The 19,717-nt window shown below is 42.7% G+C and carries 14 protein-coding genes; 9 read left to right on the top strand and 5 right to left on the bottom strand.

All coding sequences use genetic code 11. The features are described from left to right. The first annotated feature begins 1 nt into the window (after nucleotide 1). The 3 genes from WJR50_RS05920 (at nucleotide 2) to WJR50_RS05910 (ending at nucleotide 3,470) form a co-directional block, all read left to right on the top strand. Nucleotides 2–985, top strand: coding sequence for an SDR family NAD(P)-dependent oxidoreductase (locus WJR50_RS05920; protein ID WP_341292315.1), 984 nt, complete (start codon nucleotides 2–4; stop codon nucleotides 983–985). Between the two features lie 53 nt (nucleotides 986–1,038). Continuing rightward, nucleotides 1,039–2,523, top strand: coding sequence for an oligosaccharide flippase family protein (locus WJR50_RS05915; protein WP_341292314.1), 1,485 nt, complete (start codon nucleotides 1,039–1,041; stop codon nucleotides 2,521–2,523). 287 nt (nucleotides 2,524–2,810) lie between these two features. Then, nucleotides 2,811–3,470, top strand: a complete 660-nt coding sequence (locus tag WJR50_RS05910) for a class I SAM-dependent methyltransferase (RefSeq protein WP_341292313.1) — start codon at nucleotides 2,811–2,813, stop codon at nucleotides 3,468–3,470. 403 nt (nucleotides 3,471–3,873) lie between these two features. On the opposite strand, the gene WJR50_RS05905 is transcribed toward WJR50_RS05910, so the two are convergent. Beyond that, nucleotides 3,874–4,980: a DegT/DnrJ/EryC1/StrS family aminotransferase gene (locus tag WJR50_RS05905; protein ID WP_341292312.1), complete on the bottom strand. Its 1,107-nt coding sequence runs from the start codon at nucleotides 4,978–4,980 to the stop codon at nucleotides 3,874–3,876. Nucleotides 4,981–5,163: 183 nt separating this feature from the next. Between WJR50_RS05905 and pfkA the strand changes: the two genes are divergently transcribed. Together pfkA and WJR50_RS05895 are read left to right on the top strand one after the other, a co-directional pair. Then, nucleotides 5,164–6,135, top strand: coding sequence for a 6-phosphofructokinase (gene pfkA / locus WJR50_RS05900; RefSeq protein ID WP_341292311.1), 972 nt, complete (start codon nucleotides 5,164–5,166; stop codon nucleotides 6,133–6,135). 14 nt (nucleotides 6,136–6,149) lie between these two features. Continuing rightward, complete coding sequence (locus tag WJR50_RS05895) at nucleotides 6,150–6,635, top strand: LemA family protein (protein WP_341292310.1); 486 nt, start codon at nucleotides 6,150–6,152, stop codon at nucleotides 6,633–6,635. Between the two features lie 133 nt (nucleotides 6,636–6,768). On the opposite strand, the gene WJR50_RS05890 is transcribed toward WJR50_RS05895, so the two are convergent. Then, the gene (locus tag WJR50_RS05890) at nucleotides 6,769–8,172 is read right to left on the bottom strand and encodes a mercuric reductase (protein ID WP_341292309.1); all 1,404 of its coding nucleotides are present in this window, start codon (nucleotides 8,170–8,172) and stop codon (nucleotides 6,769–6,771) included. A 231-nt stretch (nucleotides 8,173–8,403) separates the two neighbouring features. Then, a complete protein-coding gene (locus WJR50_RS05885) occupies nucleotides 8,404–11,928 on the bottom strand; it encodes a PVC-type heme-binding CxxCH protein (RefSeq protein ID WP_341292308.1) in 3,525 nt (1,174 codons plus the stop codon). Nucleotides 11,929–12,341: 413 nt separating this feature from the next. On the opposite strand from WJR50_RS05885, the gene WJR50_RS05880 reads away from it, so the two are divergent. Beyond that, the gene (locus WJR50_RS05880) at nucleotides 12,342–14,453 is read left to right on the top strand and encodes a beta-L-arabinofuranosidase domain-containing protein (RefSeq protein WP_341292307.1); all 2,112 of its coding nucleotides are present in this window, start codon (nucleotides 12,342–12,344) and stop codon (nucleotides 14,451–14,453) included. 339 nt (nucleotides 14,454–14,792) lie between these two features. Beyond that, nucleotides 14,793–16,022 carry a pepsin/retropepsin-like aspartic protease family protein gene (locus WJR50_RS05875; protein WP_341292306.1) on the top strand — a complete coding sequence of 410 codons (1,230 nt, stop codon included), beginning with the start codon at nucleotides 14,793–14,795 and terminating at the stop codon, nucleotides 16,020–16,022. A 73-nt stretch (nucleotides 16,023–16,095) separates the two neighbouring features. Here the strand turns inward: WJR50_RS05875 and WJR50_RS05870 are convergent, their stop codons facing one another. Then, nucleotides 16,096–17,226, bottom strand: a complete 1,131-nt coding sequence (locus tag WJR50_RS05870; protein WP_341292305.1) for a Gfo/Idh/MocA family oxidoreductase — start codon at nucleotides 17,224–17,226, stop codon at nucleotides 16,096–16,098. Between the two features lie 10 nt (nucleotides 17,227–17,236). Next, nucleotides 17,237–18,094, bottom strand: a complete 858-nt coding sequence (locus WJR50_RS05865) for a sugar phosphate isomerase/epimerase family protein (protein WP_341292304.1) — start codon at nucleotides 18,092–18,094, stop codon at nucleotides 17,237–17,239. A 177-nt stretch (nucleotides 18,095–18,271) separates the two neighbouring features. Between WJR50_RS05865 and WJR50_RS05860 the strand changes: the two genes are divergently transcribed. Beyond that, a complete protein-coding gene (locus tag WJR50_RS05860) occupies nucleotides 18,272–19,162 on the top strand; it encodes an AraC family transcriptional regulator (RefSeq protein WP_341292303.1) in 891 nt (296 codons plus the stop codon). Nucleotides 19,163–19,247: 85 nt separating this feature from the next. After that, nucleotides 19,248–19,517 carry a hypothetical protein gene (locus WJR50_RS05855; protein ID WP_341292302.1) on the top strand — a complete coding sequence of 90 codons (270 nt, stop codon included), beginning with the start codon at nucleotides 19,248–19,250 and terminating at the stop codon, nucleotides 19,515–19,517. Nucleotides 19,518–19,717 lie beyond the last annotated feature (200 nt).

The following is a 19,717-nucleotide window of genomic DNA, read 5'->3' as shown; positions in this document are numbered from 1 at the left end:
TATGGTGAACCTTACGCAAAAAAACATTCTGATCACCGGAGCGACCGGTTCTTACGGGCAGGCGCTGGTAGAACGGCTGTTGTATCAGTTTCCTGAGCTGAAATCGCTTAGCGTTTTTTCAAGAGATGAGTATAAACAGCACGAAATGCAGCGCCGCTTTCCTTCTAAGCAGTTTCCAGCACTGCAATATATCATTGGCGACATACGCGACCAGGAAGCTCTGCTACAGGCTACCAAAGGAATAGATATCATCATTCATGCTGCCGCACTGAAGCAAAATATCAGCGGAGAGCGCTTCTCCGACGAATTTATCAAAACCAATGTAGAGGGCACCCGCAATCTGATCAAAGCGGCGGTACAAAATGATATAAGGCAGGTACTCAGCCTGTCTACCGATAAAGCGGTCTACCCTACTACGCTCTACGGGGCTTCCAAGCTTTGTGCTGAAAAACTGTTGCTGGCTGCCAATACTTATTGTGAGCAATCCACCCGCTTTTCAATACTTCGTTTGGGAAATCTCTTCGGTTCCCGAGGTTCTATCTCTTCTGAGCTGAAAGACAAGCTTTCTGAAGACAGCATTATGATTACCGATCCGGAAATGACGCGTTTTAGCCTGACGATGGAAGAAAGCATTGAGCTGACCCTGAAAGTGCTAAAGGAAATCAAAGGGGGAGAAATATTTATCCCCCAAATGCAGGCTTACCGGCTGGGAGACCTCATTCATGCTTTGAAGCAGGAGGTAAATATCATAAGTTCAGGCCCTCGCCTCACCGAAAAGATGCACGAAATTGCGCTTTCTTCCGAAGAGGCACGATTTACAGTGGAATGGGAGAATTTTTATGTATTTGTCAGCCCTCAGGCTCAGAGCTATGCCCATTGGCAACAAAAAGGTAGCGCTGTGCCTCATGATTTTGAAATGAATTCCTGCTCGGCAACCGGCTTAAGCATAGAGGCCCTGAAAGAATTGATTGATAGCCATATCTGATGATGCATAACTTGATACATATTACTTTTACTTATAACTTTTAACATCTCGCGTTGGGCGTACTACAGCGACAGACGATTAAGTCTACCATTTATATTTATGCGGGTGTACTGATTGGTTTTGTCACCAGTGCATTGATATATCCTAAATTTCTAACGGAATCTCAGATCGGGGTGATCGGTCTTCTGGTATCCTGGAGCTCTATCTTTGCTCAGATAGCCTCCCTTGGCTTTAGCGGGGCTACCATCAAGTTTTTTCCTTACTTCAGAAACAAAGAAAAACAACATCACGGCTTTTTGTTTTTGATGCTGCTCGTCATGATGGCTGGCTTCGGTTTGTTCCTGCTTATCTTCTTTTTGATGAAACCCTGGATGATAGAGGATGCTGGCGAAGGCTCATTGCTGATAGAATATATCAATCTGCTGATCCCTTTTACCCTTTTTTCCCTGGCTTTTACCTTACTGGACATCTACAACCGGGCTTTGTACAATGCTTCTACCGGTTCTTTGCTTAACGAAACGGTTGCCCGCCTCTTTGTGCTGTTCCTGGTCGGTCTTTTTGTCTGGGATGTATATAATTTTACCGGATACGTGACCTGGTACGTCCTTTCCCGGGGCGTGCTGGTGCTTTTACTACTGGCATTTCTCTTCTGGAAAGGTGAACTCCGCTTAAGACCGGATTTTAGTCTGCTTACCAGAGAACGCAGCAAAGGGATGCTTAGCCTCAGCCTCTTTAGCCTGATTACCGGCTTTGGCAACCTCGCAATCATCAGAATTGATAGCATCATGATCAATAGTTTTTATTCGGATGCTGAGGTAGGCGTTTACCTTACTACTTTTTATTTCGGAACCCTCGTTTTGCTTCCTTCCCGGGCACTGAGAGGTATTGCGCCTACCATGGTAGCCGATGCGATCAAAAATGATGATCTGAAAAGCGTAGATCGTATTTATACCAAAAGTACAGTCACTCAACTGGTGGCCGGATGCTTTTTCTTCCTGGGAATCTGGGCCAATATTGACAATGTTTTTGAGATTCTTCCCGAATCTTTTGCAGCCGGTAAATATGTCATCCTCTACGTAGGGCTGATGAATATCCTTCGTATGGCAGGAGGCATCAATGATGTAATCATCGGCTATTCTCAATATTACCGGATCAATACCTACATCATGCTGGGCTGGCTGGCACTGATTATCCTTACCAACTGGTGGCTGCTGCCCATCATGGGAATTAGTGGGGCGGCTCTGGCTTCGCTGCTTTCGGTGCTGATCGTAAACCTGGTAAGGTTTATATTTTTGTATATCAAATTTGGCTTTCAGCCCTACAACCAAGATCACCTGATCATACTGTTGATTTCAGTAGCCACTTACGCAGCGGTGTACTGGATTCCTGCCATTACGCCTTACATCCTGGATATTCTGATGCGCGGTGTAGTGATTACAATCATCTTTACCACTTCCATCTATTTTTCTAAGACCGATCCTGAAATCAACAAGCTGATAGAAAATTACTGGGCTAAACTCAGAAGTTTGATCAGGTAAAAAATTTACTATCCCGATATCTGGGTCAATCAATATAAGCTCTGCTACACTTAGGCTGGCTATGTGTTCTCCATTGCGATCAAACGGAAAGCAGTCTGGTCATACGGCGATTATTCTCCCAAAGATGAAAGCGAAGCGCTGATGTTAAAAGCAATATTTTAAGAATATAACCGGACGTAAGGTTGCAAAAGAACTCTTAATGTAAAACTCAGAGGCTGATATCTGCTTGTTTTACCCTATATACAATGCGGGATGTTTCTCGGGCGTTGTATCATAAACACCAAGCCATGCACAAGCTACTCAATATTCCGATTGCTTTTTTGTTGTTAGCCTCCTGCGCTCCCTATGCCAAGGGTCCGGTTTTTACGCTGGAAAAAGCTGAAGACACCTTCCAACCTATTGTTGATTTTATGGAAATACAGCCCGGCATGGCAGTGGCTGATTTTGGAGCAGGTTCCGGTGCGCTTACTGTGATCATGGCGATGCAATTAGATCGTTGTACCGTTTATATTCAGGATATAGACCATAAGGTGCTTCAGCAAAAAAATGTAAATAAGATGATCGCTTATTATTCTACCCAGCTAGGCTATGATCTGGGCAAACACAATCAGTTTCATGTAATTTATGGTACTACCACACAATCCAACTTACCTGATCGCTCCATAGACAGAATTTATTCCAACGCGACCATGCACGTATTAGATACTCCTGATGTGGTGTTACAGGATCTTCGTAACAAGTTGAAAGCTGACGGAAAAATATTTATTCGTGACAGCTTCAGAGGCGATCATGGAGAAGGTGAATTCTGCCCATCCTCAGACTGCGGCAAACGCCTTCTTAGCATAGACGAATTTCTTACGATGATGACAAAAAACGGGTACCGGCTTAGCAAGCAAGCGCCTGATATGGATGGCTATCCGGTTTTCGGCTTTGAACTAAATGAATAAGAGGAAAAGAGTGGCAATTTCAGCCTCTTGCTTATCTCCCTGAATTGTTCTGCCATCAAATCATCATGAAATACAAGGATTTTGTCAACATTGTACGTTCAATCCTCATGAATGACTACTTTTTTGTGAGGATTTAACCTTCAATCCTCGTAAATGACAATGATTTTATCAGGATGCAACGTCAAATCCTCATGAAGTCCATGGATTTTGTCAACATGGCACGTTCAATCCTCACGAATGACTACTTTTTTATGAGGATGCAACGATCAATGTTGATGGATCGGTACTTTTTTGTGAGGAAGGAGGGTATATTTCTGATGCATTACTACTGATTCCAGAGCTTTAGTGAGGAATACAGCATGAAAAGAGATAGATCTGACAGATTTTAGAAATCTGGCGGCTCTCATTCGGCATCTTTTAACAATTGGTATAAGCATTCTATCACATAAGCCTGTTCTTCATCCCTAAGCTCAGGATAGAGGGGCAGTGACAATAGCTGATCAGCCTGCTGACTTGCAATGGGCGTATCATCACCATGGTACTTGCTGAATACCTGCATATCGGCAACCGCTTCAGGATAATGGATGGAAGTGCCTATGCCCATCTCAGCAAGTTGCTGCTGTAGCCAGTCTCTTCTTTCCAATTGAATCACATACAGGTGATACACATGGTAAAAGTCGGCATGCTGCTCAGCAGGTAACTGGATAGGCAAATCTTTCAGTGCTTCATTGTACTTCCTGGCTAATGCATGCCTTCGTTCGTTCCACTCATCCAGGAACTGTAGTTTATGGACTAATACCGCCGCCTGAAAGCTATCCATACGACTATTGCGCCCCATGCGAATATGTTTATTTTTCTCTATCTGTCCATGACTGGCAATTTGCCGGCAAACTTCTGCCCGCGCATCATCCTGAGTGGCAATAGCTCCGGCATCCCCTATCGCTCCCAGATTTTTGGTAGGATAGAAACTAAAAGCAGCCATATCGCCCCAGCTTCCTGCTTTTTTTCCCTGAATACATGCGCCATGTGCCTGGGCACAATCTTCTATTACCTTAAGCTGATGCTTTTTGGCAATAGCACATATCGCTGGCATATCTGCCGGATAACCATACAGATGGATAGGAATAATGGCTCTGGTTTTAGATGTTATCTTGGCTTCAATCTTATCAGGATCTATCGTATAGCTGTCAGGATGGTTATCTACAAATACTGGCTTTGCACCCACCAGGCATGCAGCCTCAGCTGCCGACATCCAGCCGTTGGCAGGAACGATTACCTCATCCCCTTCCCCAATCTCCAGTGCTCGTAAACAAATTTCCAGGGCATCAGTACAGTTAGCACAGGCAATTACATGCGAGAGGTTGAGATAAGCAGCAAATTTCTCTTCAAAATCACTTACTGCTTTTCCACCCAATAGATTATCTTTGAGCATGACTTCGCTTAGTAAATGTTGCGCTGCCGAAAGCGACCACTTTTGTTGCCTGTATAGGTCCAGGAAAGGAATTTTCATGAAAAATGAAGCAATACGTTTTATTTAATGAATTTTTTTTAAAATTTACGGTCAATTATAATGAATACTTCTTATTAAAAGTACGTTAATCTATAAAGTCTATCAGACACTATCATTTTCGCTACTTCATTGTAAGTCTAAATACACATTAGTTATACACTCAAATCTTAGTCATTTTTTTCTATGAAAAAAATTGCGGTATTGACCTCAGGAGGGGATGCACCTGGTATGAACGCATGTCTTAGGGCAGTGATCAGAGGGGCAATCTATCATGGTATTGAAGCATACGGTATCAAATACGGATATAATGGCCTTATTGAAGGTGATATCTACAAAATGAAATCTTACTCGGTGAGTAATATTATTCAGAAAGGAGGTACTATCTTAAAATCGGCCCGAAGTGCCGAGTTTCGCACCAAAGAAGGGAGAAAAAAAGCGTTTCAGCAGCTGCAAAGAAGAGGTATAGAGGGATTGGTGGTGATCGGTGGTGACGGTACCTTTACTGGTGCTAGTATCTTTTATGAAGAATATGGTTTCCCCATTGTAGGCGCTCCCGGTACGATTGACAATGACCTGTACGGTACTGATTATACCATTGGCTTTGATACTGCGGTAAATACCGCGCTGGAAGCCATTGACAAGATTCGTGATACAGCCAACTCTCATGACCGTATCTTTTTTATTGAAGTGATGGGCCGCGATTCAGGGTATATCGCTATACAATCCGGTATTGGCGGTGGTGCGGAGCTGATCATGGTACCCGAAACCAGTACTTCTATTGATGATGTGATCCATGACCTTAACCAGGGTCGCAATACTGAGAAAACTTCATCTATTGTGGTAGTAGCTGAAGGTGATGAAGAAGGGGGTGCCATGGAAGTGGTCAACAAAGTGAAATCCCGACTGAAAGGTAAAGACCTTAAGGTATCTATTCTGGGTCATATACAGCGTGGGGGTGCTCCTACCGCCATGGACAGGATCATTGGCAGCCGATTAGGACTTGCTGCCTTAGAAGGGCTCCTAGGCGGTAAGAAAAACATGATGGCGGGTATTATTAACAATCGTGTGGTGTATACAGACTTCAAAGAATGTATCAACACATCCAAGCCTCTAGAGCAGGACTTGCTAAGAATGGTCAAAATATTAAGTATCTGATGTAAACCCAAACCATGGGCTACCTCCCAATTATTCTCGCCTTGCTTGGCTTTATCTTTCTTTGGGCTATTGTCAATTATAATAGTATCAAAATCAAGAAAGCTGAAGTTGAGCAGGCATCCAAACAAGTTTTTCAATACGCTAGTCTTCGCAATACCATTATTAAAAGAATGGCTAATATTGTACACGAAGACAACACCCTGCAAAAGATTGTTGCCAAGGTGTGTGATCAGCTTAACGAATTAAGCATTGAGGCAGCAAGTACGGAAGATAAAATTCAGGCTGAAAAGAAGGTAACGCAGGCAGTAAAAGATATACCGGAAGGTTATGTCAAAAACTCACCTTATAGTGAAGCTTACCATCAGTTACAGCTTGCTCAGAATAATTATCAGAAAGCCGCTTCCGTTTACCATAAAAGACTTCAGGAATATCACGAACTAATCAATAAGTATCCTTCCAAAATGGTAGCCAAAGCATCTGGATTTAAACACGTACAATAGTTCTTGGTGTTAGGGTGCGATAGTGTTATAGTATTTAGGGATTAGAATTCTGAGCTTAAAACGATTGGCAAGCCAACAACTATAACACTAAGAACTATAACACCATAACACCTAGAACCATAACACTTCAATCCTACTCCTCCGGATCTTCCACTGAAGCAAATAAGTTATTCAATGTCTCCGCATAAGTAGGGTGTGCCATTACGCCATCTCTCAAATCCTCATAGGTTAGTCCACCCATCATCGCAATCTGTATCATTGACATCAATTCGCCGCCAATATCTGCCAGGCAGCTTGCTCCTAAGAACTTTTTAGTCTCAGGGTCTATCAAAACTTTCAGTAAACCAGTAGTGCGGTTAGCCTCTATCGCACGGGCAGCGCTAGACATTGGCATCTGGGAAATTTTGTATTTAATACCTTTTTTTCTGGCCAGTTTTTCATTCAAACCCACTCTACCCAACTCAGGTTTGGTAAACATGGTATAGGGTACCATGCGATCGTTCATTTTTCGTAGCTTTGCCCCGAAAAGAAAGTCATTGATGATGCGATAGTCATCGTAAGAGATATGCGTAAACTCTGGCCCGCCTTTACAGTCACCCAATGCAAAGATTCCCTCCACATTTGTCTCAAGATGTTCATTGACTTCAATATAGCCATGCTTCTTAAGCTTGACATCAGTTTTTTCAAGGTTTAAAGCCTGCGTATTGGGTGTGGTGCCAATGGCAATCAACAAATGACTTCCTTCAATCTTTTTTTGTTTGTCACCACTGAGATGTACACGAATACCAGAGGCTGATTTTTCAACTTTGCTCAATTCTGAGTTCAGGTAGATGTCGATACTCTCTTCTTTTAGAAAATCCTGTATCGCCTCGGCTACGTCTTCATCTTCTTTAGGAGCCAGTTGTGCATCATCCTGAATAATAGAAACTTTACTGCCAAACCGTCTGTACATCTGCCCGAATTCCAGACCGATATAGCCACCTCCCAGAATAATCAGATGCTTAGGAGGCTCCTGCAAATGCATCATGGTTTTTGCAGTGAGATAATCTACATCAGCTAGGCCTTCCACTTCAGAAATGCGAGGACTGGTCCCTACATTGATGAATATTTTATCAGCGGAGAATTCTTTCAGCACAAATTCACCTTCATCATCACTTTTCATTTTTACCTGCACCTGTTTATTGCCCACAAAGCTGGCTTCTCCAAAGAAATAGTCTATATTTTCCGTCTCCGACATCTTCTTTTCAATCCCTTCTCTCCATTTAGTTACGATATTATCCCTTCTTTCTATCACTTTCTGAAAGTTTGTTTTGGGAGCGGAAGTCTCTATCCCAAACGCATCAGCAGTCCGAACCATATGAGCGATATGGGCGGAAGCTACCATGGTTTTGGTGGGAGTACAGCCATAATTGATACAACTGCCTCCCGGATGCTCACGCTCAATGACTGCGGTCTTCCATCCTTTCTCTGCAAGTGTAGCTGAGAGTGGATTTCCTGCCTGTCCGATACCAATGATGATTGCGTCGTATTTTTCCATTACTGATTGAAGCTTTAAAAAGTGACTAATTGTAAAAAAATAGAGAGATTGATCAACTAAATTTCTCCCATCAAATAAAAACCATGCATCTTTTCAAATCTGTTTTGCGCTATAATGTTTGAAAAGACAGGCAGACAAAATTTGTTTCCAATCAGAAAAATCTATGTCAAGACATAAAAAAAGGAGCGTAAGTCACGCTCCTTTTTTTCAAAAGCTAAAACAACATCAATATTAAATAGCTTCAGCGCCTACAACTTTCATAGTGCCCTGCATGATCCGCCAGTGACCAGGGAAAGTACAGACGAAAGGATATTCACCAGGAGTTTCAGGAGCCATAAAAGTTAGCTCTATAGTTTGTTCAGGATCTACCAGAGGTGTGCTGAACAATACTTCGGGTATTTCAGGTACATAGTTTTTCTCCGCTCCCTGTGCATCAGTAGCCATTTGATCGGCCGCGGCTCCCACTGCTTCTAAAGTACCCGGCTGAACAATCAGCAGATTATGCTGCATGAAATCAGGGTTTTCAAAAACGATCTTCACAGGTTTACCGGCTTCTACCACAAACTCACTCAGGTCGTATTTCATTTCATTTTTCACGGTCTTGATCTGGACTACCTGCGTTTCTGCATCTTCAGAAGATGCGAGCATGGTATTCATTTCCTCCGTTGCAGGTTTGTTCCAGTAACTTTCCATCAGCACTTCGGCTAGCGTGGTTCCTTCAAATGGAGAGTTGCCTGAGTTAAATTCTTTTTCCACCTGATACTTCCAGTTACCTGCCAGAGAAGATTTGCTATTACCCACCTGAATAAACATCTGCTCAGGCTCACCGCTAAAACCACCCCATCCACGATAATCTTCCACTTTGACCACAATAAGGTTATTCCCAGGTTTAAGTACATCTGCTGGAATAGGATAAACTCTCGCGGTGCGGTAATCGTCTTTGGTTCCTCCAACCCTAAAGCCATTTACCCATACTTCATCGGTCTCATCAATCGGACCTAAAGAGATACTACCTGACCTGCCTGCGGATTGTGCAGAAAGATTGATATTTTTTCTAAACCAAACGATACCGTCAATATTAAGGCCAGAACGTTCCAGGAATTCGGGGAGCTTCATCAGCTTCCATTCATTGTCTTCGTAATTAAGATCTTCCCGGGAAGGCATAGATGCTTTCTGGGCCTGTAGTTCTTCATAGCGGGGATTAGCCGCCAGGTATGCAGACATAAAACCATCACGGTGACGACTTCCGGCAAGATAAGCTGCCTTTGCAAGCCATGCATCATCCTGTACTTTTTCGTCCTGGCTCAGTGCAAAAAGCTTCTCACCCATGCCCTTTGAAGTAGGCATATTTGCCAAAGCCAATGCTGCAGCAAGGCGGGTATGAGGATCAGTATCGGCTATAATCTCAGATTTTAGTATCGCCTGATTGGCCCAGGGGGTAGAAGGTAAAACCTGAACAGCTGCCTTTCTCACACCGGCAGCAGGGTGATGAAGTGCATCAACTGCAATTCTGTAAGCTTCCTCGTTGGCACCATCTTCTAAAACGCCTAAACCTTTCATTGTCCAGAGGGCATGCAGTGCAGCATTGTTAAGCTCCATTTCGTCCATTCTTTTGTTTTCTACCAGATCATAAAGTTCGGGCAGAATATCGGTTTCACCTCTTTCTACCAGCAGACGCTGAGCAGTGAGACGCCAGAACATATTATCGCTGCTTAATGCTTCTACCAAACCTTCCGGATCATCCATACTCAATGTCATGGGCTCATAAGCTTCAGCATCTTTATAAACTATCCGCCAGATTCGCCCATGCTGACGGTCACGCAAGGGATTAACATAAGCATTACCTTCACCCGTTTCTGCTTCATATCCACCTCTTTCTGGTGTAGGCGTAGGATTGTGCTGAACGATAAAGTTATACCAGTCTGCTACCCAAACCGCTCCATCAGGTCCTACTCTTGCTTCAACAGGAGATACCCACTCATCGGCACTGGCCAGGAGGTTACCACCGTTCTTCTCTACAAAGCCTGCTCCTTCTTTTTCTAAAATGGCAGTGTGAACGACACCTCCGGTAGGTTCACATACAAAAGCAATACGATTCCAATAGTTTCTGGGAAAACTTCTGGCGGTATAAAAGTTATGTCCGGCTGCTGCAGTAAACCCACCCCAAACATCTACCTGACGGACATTGGGAGTAAGTGTCTGCATCGCATAATGACCATCAATTTTGGTGCTGCCGCTTACCGGCAATCCATCTACATTTTCGTAGTAGGAATTAGGAATACCCATGTAAACGCTATGTGTATTGTTGGCAGTAGAAGCAAACACATCAAAGGTCTCGGTAAAGCCTAAACCCCAGGTGTTGTTGCTGGTGCGAGTTAAAAACTCAAAGTCACTGGCATCGGGCTTAAGCCGATAAATGCCCTGACCAAACTCCTGATTTTTTCCGGCAATTGTTCCTTCAAAGCCTGAGTAGCCTACCACTCCCCATATCCAGTTGTCAATACCATATTTAAGGTTAGAAGGACCGGCATGGGTATCAAATGTACCCCAGCCTTTCACCAAAACTTTACGCTCATCGGCCTTATCATCGCCATCGGTATCTTTGAGGAAAAGGAAATTAGGTGCCTGTGAAACCACTACGCCTCCGTTCACAAAAGCTAAGCTGGTAGGAATGTTGAGTTGGTCTGCAAAGACAGTGAATTTGTCTGCTTTGCCATCACCATCGGTATCTTCACAAATTTTTATTCTGTCATCCCCTACGCCCGAATCTTCTCTAACGGTATTGGGATAATCTACGGTTTCTATTACCCAAAGACGGCCTTTTTCATCCCAGTCCATGGCGATTGGGTTGATAATATCAGGTTCGGAGGCAAATAATTCCAGCCTGAAATCCGGTGGCACCTGTATCAGTTTCTTAGATTCTTCGGGTGAAAGAGGGAACTGGAATTTAGGAGCAGGATCTCTTTTTTCGTAATTAGGAATGCTGTCTCTGGCTACGTATTTGAGTTCGGGAATATCCTGCACGTAGGCCTGCCATTGTTCTCTGGCCTGATCACTCACTGCCCATAGTACACCCTGCTCAATCATCTTATGGAAACCAGGATTACTCCAGACCCTTTCATCATGGCCGGAAGCAGTGTAAAAAACCTTACCCTCTCCCTGCTCTCTTACCCAGGTCCAGGGCTCACGATGATCTCCCTCAACCCTTTCCATTAACACTGTTTTATCATCATTATGCTTATGATGCACATAGGTCTCGTCCCAGGCAGAGAATTCTTCCACACCTTCCATAGCGGGATGTTCAGGCTGAATGATCTTCGTTACAAAGGTTCCAGTATCATGGCTATGAAACTGAGCTCCTACCAGGTCTGTATATGCTTCAGAGTTGAGGAAGCAAAAACTAGCACTGTGTATAGGAATAAATGCTTTGCCCCCTTCCACAAAATCCATCAATGCTTCTTCCTGTGAAGGAGTAATGGTTTCATGATTGGCATAGATCATCAACCCATCATAATTTTGAAGTGTTTCTTCATTAAGATCATTAGGGTCCTCAGTATAGGTGAGGTTGATCCCTTTTTTGAAGAGAGGTGTAGCCAGCATGGGCATAAATACCTCAGAATTATGATGTTCACTATCGTGACCCAGGAAGAGAATTTCTATGGGTTTAGGGCCGGTTTCCGCTTGTTGCTGCTCTGTTTTACAGCCTAATATCAACAAACAAAAGAGAATGCAATACCAATTCCTCGCAATTTTCATAACAGTTGTAGGTTGTTTGACGCTAAAGTCAACATTTTCACAAATAAAAACATACAGTATTTTACCCTATACTTGCACTATTTTATCTCCATTGATAAAGAATAATGGCATATTAAGATAATTTAGTTTCATTTTCTCTTAAATTCAGTTTTTCAGAAAGAGTAAAACGAAGAAATATAGTGAGCCTTTAATATCTTTCTTGTAACAGCTTTTTCCATAAGGATTACAACAATAACACAAACATAACGCTGGGGGAGCAATTTAGTACATTCTGCTTAACATATTGATGCTGAGGCATAAACGAATGAAAAAACTTGTTAAATATTTGTCCTGAGGCTACTTCCACCAACATTTTCCCTGATATATTTATATTAGACGCTAACTTTCGTCATTTAAGCAACAACCAAACTTTTATGCTCAAAAAGATATTGATTGACTCACTCTTTACATGCATGTTGGCCTGTCAGCCTCAGGTGGAGGAAGAAATTTCTAGCAAAGAAAATAACACTCTCAACTACCGTCAGAACCGCGCTCCACTGACTGAAAAACCTTATCTGGAACTGCCCTTAGGAAGTATCAAACCTAACAGCTGGCTGTTGGAGCAGCTGGAGCGTATGCGGTCGGGCATGACAGGTAATTTGGACGAGATTTACCCTGAAGTGATGGGCAGCAGGAATGGCTGGCTGGGAGGTGATGGCGACGGCTGGGAACGTGGCCCCTACTGGATTGATGGTTTACTTCCTCTGGCTTATATTCTGAATGACGATTCGCTCAAGGCCAAAGTGCAGCCCTGGATAGAGTGGACATTATCAAATCAGCAGGAAAACGGCTATCTGGGACCGATCCCTTTTGAAGAAGAACCTGAATATGAACCCGGCTTACAAAGGGGCATGCGCAAAGACTGGTGGCCCAAAATGGTGATGCTCAAAATTCTGCAGCAATACTATGAGGCTACCGGCGATGAACGGGTTATTACTGCACTTACAAATTATTTTCAATTTCAACTGGAGCAGCTTCCAGAAACTCCCCTGGACCACTGGACACTCTGGGCTAACCGCAGGGGAGGCGATAATCTGCAGGTGGTGTACTGGCTGTACAATATCACCGGGGATGATTTCTTGCTGGAACTGGGAGAATTGATTGCCAAGCAGACTTTTCCCTGGACCAATGTGTTCCTGAATGAAGAGAGTGACAATCTACCCAGCAGTCCCTGGCATTACTCACAAATACAGCGCTATCCTTTTGATTCTACTGAAATTGAAGCCCTTACAGTTTCTCAGATAGGCAGTATGCACTGTGTCAATTTTGCACAAGGACTCAAACAACCGGTAGTATATTACCAGCAGCAAGCTGACAAAAAATATATCGCCGCTGTGAAAAAAGCTTTGCAGGACATGAAAAAGTATCATGGGCAGCCGCAGGGCATGTATGGAGGAGATGAACCGTTACACGGCAACAATCCGGTGCAGGGCGTGGAATTTTGCTCTATTTCTGAAGAGATGTTCTCGTTGGAAACGATGCTTACCATCACCGGAGATATGGAGTTTGCCGATCTGCTGGAAAAAATTGCCTATAATGCCTTGCCTACTCAGGCATCTGATGATTTTTCTTCTCGCCAGTATTTTCAGGCAGCCAATCAGGTAGAACTTACTGATCAGTTGGAGACCTCATTTGAAACACAAAATCACGGAGGTACTGATTTCGTTTTTGGTACATTGACAGGCTATCACTGCTGTACTTCCAATATGCATCAGTCATGGCCCAAGTACGTGCAGAACTTATGGTACGCAACCCATGACAAAGGTGTAGCGGCTCTTTTGTACGCACCCAGTGAAGTTAACCTTTTAGTCGCTGACAGTGTACCCTTAAAGGTTGTAGAAGAAACAGCTTTTCCTTTCAGAGATGAGATTAGCTTCACTTTTTCTCTAAGTGAACCAACGAGTTTTCCTTTTCATCTCAGAATACCTGCCTGGACAAAAGACGCAAAAATCATGATCAATGGTATTGAGTGGGAAGGGCAGGCAGATAATCAAACAGCCATTATCCAGAGAGCATGGAAAGATGGAGATCAGGTTACACTTACGATGCCTATGGAGCTCAGAACTTCTCAGTGGTATGAGTTTGCCCACACCATTGAACGAGGGCCGCTGGTGTACGCCCTGAAAATCCGAGAAAAGCATACCACAAAAGATCGGGGAGATGGCTATCGTGCCTTTGAAGAGGTCTATCCGCTTAATGACTGGAATTATGCATTATACCAGGAGGACTTAAACAAGCTACCTGAAGCTGTAGAAGTAGTACAAAAAGACTGGAACGGCGAGTATCCCTGGAACCTTGAGAATGCGCCTGTTGAATTGAAAATGAGAGGCATGAAAATACCCGAGTGGAAGCTGGTCAACGGAGCACCAGAGTTTCCCGCCTGGTGGGGCGGCAGAGTTGGTGACAAATCTAAGTTGGAAGAAATCACTTTAGTTCCTTATGGCTGTACTACTTTAAGAATAACTGAATTTCCAGTGTATAGGTAAAATAGCGTTGAAGTTAAAAGAGTGTAAATACTGGTTATTTGTGTAATATTGATATAGCCGATTTCATTTAATCAATTCATCACTTATATTGATAAGCATTACTCACACAATCAGCCTAAGTGAATGTTTGAAAAAATTGCCCGAGTCATCATTGCAGTATGCTTGACTGTCTCACTTTTTTGTCTTTGCTTCATTTTTTACAGTAATATTTTTCATGGTACTGCTGATGTTAGGTTTGGAGTATACCTGCTCATTACATTTATCCCGATAGGTCTTCTCTTTGCCCTCTTTATGCGCCACCATCCCCTTTTTTTGTATCCCCACTTAATTGTTATCAGTATGATCAGCATCATTATGATGGTAAGAAACATTAGTACTGCTTCCCAAAAAGCTGAGCAACATCAGGTTCATTTCGCCTGGAACGGGGAGGAGGATAAATTTACTTTGCCATTTCTCGTTGGCAAGCATGGACACATCTTACTGAAATCGCAGGTCAATGATAGCAGTGGTTTTTTCTTGTTTGATACTGGGGCAAGCTTCAGTACACTACATGAAAGTATATCTGGTGTAAGAGAATTGCAACATACTTTTACATTGACAGATGCACAGGGACTTCAGAGGAGTAAGAAGCTTAGGGTGATGAGACAATTTCAAATAGGAAATATTAAGGTGAATAATCTGGTGTTCTGGCCGACAGACAGCTCAGCCTGGAAGAAGGGAGGGCCATTTGAAGGTCAGGATGAACTCATAGGCGTTATCGGCAACAACTTTCTTACCCATTACGTCTGGGGTTTTAACATGCCAAATCAGCAAGTTACTCTGACAAAATCTATTGATGCCTTGTCAGAAATGGATGGGATGACCCAACTGCCACTAAAAAACATGGAGGGCAATTGGTATATACCCGTTCAAATAAACAATATAACTTTCAACCTTCTTCTTGACTTTGGTTACACAACCAGTATACGCTTGCAGGATAGCTTAAGTAGAGACGATAATTCTGATCATGGAATCGCGCTAAGCTATTCTCCATTTTCAGCATTTAGTCATACGCAGGAAAAAAGAACAGTTCCAGATACAGTTCAGTATACCATGGCCGAAAGTGTGAGCTTAGGTGATCTGGAATTTACCAATGTGATGTGCACAGAAAAACAATATAATAGCCTGATTGGCCTGCAATTTCTTTGGGCTTTTGACAGGATTATACTTGATTATCCAAATCAGAAAATGTATCTGTCAATAAACACTCCTGAGAATGAGGTCACTGATCTGAGCGCAGTCACTAAACAAAAAATGTATGAGCTACATTGCAGACGCCAAATACAGGAAAAAGGATTCTTTGAGATAGACCTTAACTATCACTTTTCTGTACCCACCCAAAGAATTACGCATCATCTTGATACTGTAGAAGGGAAATATCTTTTCTACGGTAAATCCAGACATTGGGGACGATCATACTTCAACAAAGATAGCGTCACAAGTCTTGACTCAGTAAGGCTTCCTAATGGGAAGATTAAACAGGCACCTATCACAATTGATCTGACAAATGGCTACTTTGTTGACCCATGAGGCATCTTAAATAAAAAAAAATTGCCGGATGATGTCGTCCGGCAATTCAAAGATTATAAAAACCAAATTCTTTCTATGACTGCAAAGTAAAGTCAGGCATCTTCATCACCTCACCGTTTTTCTGAGCCGATTCATGTGCGATAATTCCCACACAGGTAATATTGGCTGACTGCACCGCATTAGGATAAGGATCTTCACCTTTTACCAAAGCATCCAGGAAAGCATGTACCAGATGTGGATGTGAACCTCCGTGGCCAGCGCCCTGCGTAAAAGACAAATGCTGATGCTCATCTTCATCATATACTCCTTTGGTAGTAAAATGCTGAATTTCTTTGGGCAAAAGTTTGGCATAATCCGGGCACTCTACTTCTTCAGGGATTTCCGGCTCCGGCTTCTTCGCGGTATGTACTACCAGAGGATTACCTTCAATTAATGGCCATTCTACCGCCTTTTTGGAGCCATATACTTCAAAACTTTCACGATACTGACGGGCCACATCAAAGAGTGAACGATAGATATGTCCTGTCAGGTCAGAGTTGCGGAATTTGATATGCGTAGTCTCTACAGCATAAGGCGAATTATAATGCTTGTGCAGTTCTTCACGGATGGTACCGGAACCAAAGCAGGAAACATATTCCGCTTCAGCGCGGGTAAGTCCGAGTACAGGTCCTACGCAGTGCGTTGCATAGTACATAGGTGGCAATCCGGGCCAGTAGTTGGGCCATCCGTCCATATCCTGCTGATGACTAGCTTTAAGAAACTGTACTTTTCCCAGCTCACCTTTCTCATACAGTTCTTTCATGAACAGAAACTCTCGGGCATAGACTACGGTTTCCATCATCATGTACGTCAAACCAGTTTCTTTTGTGAGCTTTACAATTTCCTTACACTCCTCTACTGTAGTGGCCATAGGTACCGTACAGGCCACATGCTTACCTGCTTTCAAAGCTTTGATAGACTGAGATGCATGATCGGGAATGGGTGTGTTGATATGTACGGCATCCACATCAGGATCTTTCAGTAAATCATCATAAGAGGTATAACGCTTCTCAATGCCAAAGGCATCCCCTACCTCATCCAGTTTGGACTGGGTGCGCTGGCAGATGGCATACATATTTGCGTTGGGGTGTTTCTGGTAAATAGGAATGAATTCCGCACCAAAGCCCAAGCCGATGATGGCTATATTAATCTTATCTTTTTGCATAGGTTCAGTATTAATAGTTAAACGTTTTCTTCATGAATTCCAGCCCTTTTGAAGCGAACTGATCCTGATCGGGGGCCAGATGACGCCAGATGCACACTGCCCCGGCCAGTTCTTTAATTTCCGGAGTGAAGCTCTCAATGGAGATCGTTCCATTGTAATTGATGTCTTTCAACCCATCTCTAAGCAATTCCCAGCGTACAGAACCAGTACCAGGAGTACCCCGGTAATTGTCTGCAATCTGCACATGGATAAGTTTATCTCCTGCCAATCTCACTGCCTTGCCAATATCAGGTTCTTCAATGTTCATATGGAATACATCCACCATTATTTTGGCGGCATCATGATTGATGTCTTTTACCAGACGTTGCACATCCTCCACTGTATTGATCAGATCAGACTCAAAGCGGTTTAGGGCTTCAATGGCTAAAGAAAGGCCTTCTTTGCTGGCCATATCACATACCTTCCTGAGATTGGTGACTGCCCTGTCCCACTCCACTTTTCGTTCTTCGGGGCTGAGCATACGGGTTTTACCTACTGCAGCGTACATCGGGCCCGCCAGAAATTTGGCATCCCAGTCGTTGCAGAGCTTAAAACAGTCAGCGATATAACCAAAGCAGGTCTGATGTACAGCAGGATCGGCATGGGTAAGGTCACGGGTAGGTCCGAATGCTCCGCATACCACGGCTTTCAGGCCGTACTCATCCAGCGCTTCTCTTACCTTTTTACCATCAATTTGTTCGGGATATTCTACCGGAATTTCTACCACATCATATCCCATTTCTTTGATTTTCGGAAATAAAGATTGGGCTGTTGATGTATCAAAAGGAGACGTCCAAAGCCAGGTGCTGACGCCAAAAGTAGGTTTCATAGGGTTATGCTTAGTGTATCAAAAAATTAAAAATCTATACTCGGTTAACCACTTAAAGGTACAAATACAATGATTAAAAATGTAGTCTAAAATTTCATACTGTTTGTTGCCCAATACCAACACTATTTTGTCATCAATAGAAAATTATTAGTTTTATCGGGATAAATTAGTGTCACTATGCCACATGCTTTACGAAAATCTCCAATTCCTGATACTCATACTTTTGTAATTAGGGAATTAAAAGAACCTTATTTTGATCCTAACTGGCATTTTCACCAGGAGTACCAGCTATTTGTAGTGCTCAAAGGCTCAGGAACTCGCTTTGTCGGCGACCATATCAAGTCTTTTGAAGAGGGCGATGTTGTTTTTACCGGACCAAACCTGCCCCATTTGTGGCGAAGCGATGTGATATATTTTGATGGAAACCCAAATCTCCACACTCATGGCATTGTAGTTTACTTTCAGGAACACTTTCCTGGAAAAGAGCTCATCCAAAAAGAGGAGGCTATACACCTGAGGCATTTTTTAGAAAGGTCAAAACTAGGCCTGGAAATTCTTGGTAAATCTGCGAATAAGATTACCCAAATGATGCAAGAGCTTTTGAGAAAGAAAGGCTTAGAAAGTGTCATCTTTTTACTTCAAATCCTCAATGAGATGATGCACTCCGAGGAAATTTACGAGTTGTCCAGCACCGGTTATACTAACTCTCTGAAAGATGGTGATACTGAAATCATGAATCTTATTCATGCTTATGTGATGGATAACTTTAAAAACAAGATCAGTTTGAAGGAGGTAGCTTCTATTGCCAATATGACCCCTACTTCATTTAGCCGATACTTCAAGATGCATGCAAATAAAACCTTTTCAGAGCTAGTAAGTGAGGTCAGAATAGGTTACGCCTGTCGTCTCCTGATTGAAAAAAAGATGAACGTATCTCAGGCTTGTTATGAAAGTGGATACCAGACGCTTACTAATTTTAATAGACAGTTTAAGGCATTGATGAAACGTACACCACTACAGTATAAAAAAGAATATGAGGATACTCCCCGTACCTCTTCCAAAGCTTAATCAAACAAAACATCATTCAAATCAATAAGGGCCAGGCTTACTCATTTAAATAATGTAGGCCCATAGTAAACTTTTTTTGCATGGAATGCTTTACAGAATAGATAAAAGCAAAATACCAATGCGCGCAAAATACTTTTGTTCAAGAGTTGAAAAAGTACAGGATTCACTAATTGCGCATCTTCACGGCGTAAAAGGCTCTGATGCTACTGATGATGTTGATAACAATCAGTTCAATTTATCTTCTCCTATAGGAAAACTACAAATTTGGATAGATAACCCGAATGCTGATCAATTTTTTGAAAAAGGAAAAGAGTACTATCTGGACATTTCAGAAGTAGATTCAGAATCATCATGATTAAATTTTAGTGCTTGAACTTAACTTTTTCAAATATGACTCTCTTCAGTATTCGAATTTAACAGCATTTATGAACTTATAACGGGGATATTTTAGCTAAAAACGCATTACAAAGTAAATTTTGCAGCTTGAGTTCAGTAAATTGTCGTATCTTCACCGAACTTTGTGAAAAGCCGTAGGGCTGGTACACCTTTTCCCCT

This window comes from Catalinimonas locisalis, from assembly GCF_038039535.1.
Taxonomy (GTDB): domain Bacteria; phylum Bacteroidota; class Bacteroidia; order Cytophagales; family Cyclobacteriaceae; genus Catalinimonas.
This window is presented reverse-complemented; position numbering and strand designations above follow the sequence as displayed.

Excerpts from the sequence above, each read along its gene's own strand:
- WJR50_RS05855 (WP_341292302.1), top strand. The coding sequence starts at position 19,248 with ATGCTTTACAGAATAGATAAAAGCAAAATACCAATGCGCGCAAAATAC.
- WJR50_RS05895 (WP_341292310.1), top strand. The coding sequence starts at position 6,150 with ATGGGCTACCTCCCAATTATTCTCGCCTTGCTTGGCTTTATCTTTCTT.
- pfkA (WP_341292311.1), top strand. The coding sequence starts at position 5,164 with ATGAAAAAAATTGCGGTATTGACCTCAGGAGGGGATGCACCTGGTATG.
- WJR50_RS05885 (WP_341292308.1), bottom strand. The coding sequence starts at position 11,928 with ATGAAAATTGCGAGGAATTGGTATTGCATTCTCTTTTGTTTGTTGATA.
- WJR50_RS05880 (WP_341292307.1), top strand. The coding sequence starts at position 12,342 with ATGCTCAAAAAGATATTGATTGACTCACTCTTTACATGCATGTTGGCC.
- WJR50_RS05910 (WP_341292313.1), top strand. The coding sequence starts at position 2,811 with ATGCACAAGCTACTCAATATTCCGATTGCTTTTTTGTTGTTAGCCTCC.
- WJR50_RS05905 (WP_341292312.1), bottom strand. The coding sequence starts at position 4,980 with ATGAAAATTCCTTTCCTGGACCTATACAGGCAACAAAAGTGGTCGCTT.
- WJR50_RS05870 (WP_341292305.1), bottom strand. The coding sequence starts at position 17,226 with ATGCAAAAAGATAAGATTAATATAGCCATCATCGGCTTGGGCTTTGGT.
- WJR50_RS05890 (WP_341292309.1), bottom strand. The coding sequence starts at position 8,172 with ATGGAAAAATACGACGCAATCATCATTGGTATCGGACAGGCAGGAAAT.
- WJR50_RS05875 (WP_341292306.1), top strand. The coding sequence starts at position 14,793 with ATGATCAGCATCATTATGATGGTAAGAAACATTAGTACTGCTTCCCAA.
- WJR50_RS05920 (WP_341292315.1), top strand. The coding sequence starts at position 2 with ATGGTGAACCTTACGCAAAAAAACATTCTGATCACCGGAGCGACCGGT.
- WJR50_RS05860 (WP_341292303.1), top strand. The coding sequence starts at position 18,272 with ATGCCACATGCTTTACGAAAATCTCCAATTCCTGATACTCATACTTTT.
- WJR50_RS05865 (WP_341292304.1), bottom strand. The coding sequence starts at position 18,094 with ATGAAACCTACTTTTGGCGTCAGCACCTGGCTTTGGACGTCTCCTTTT.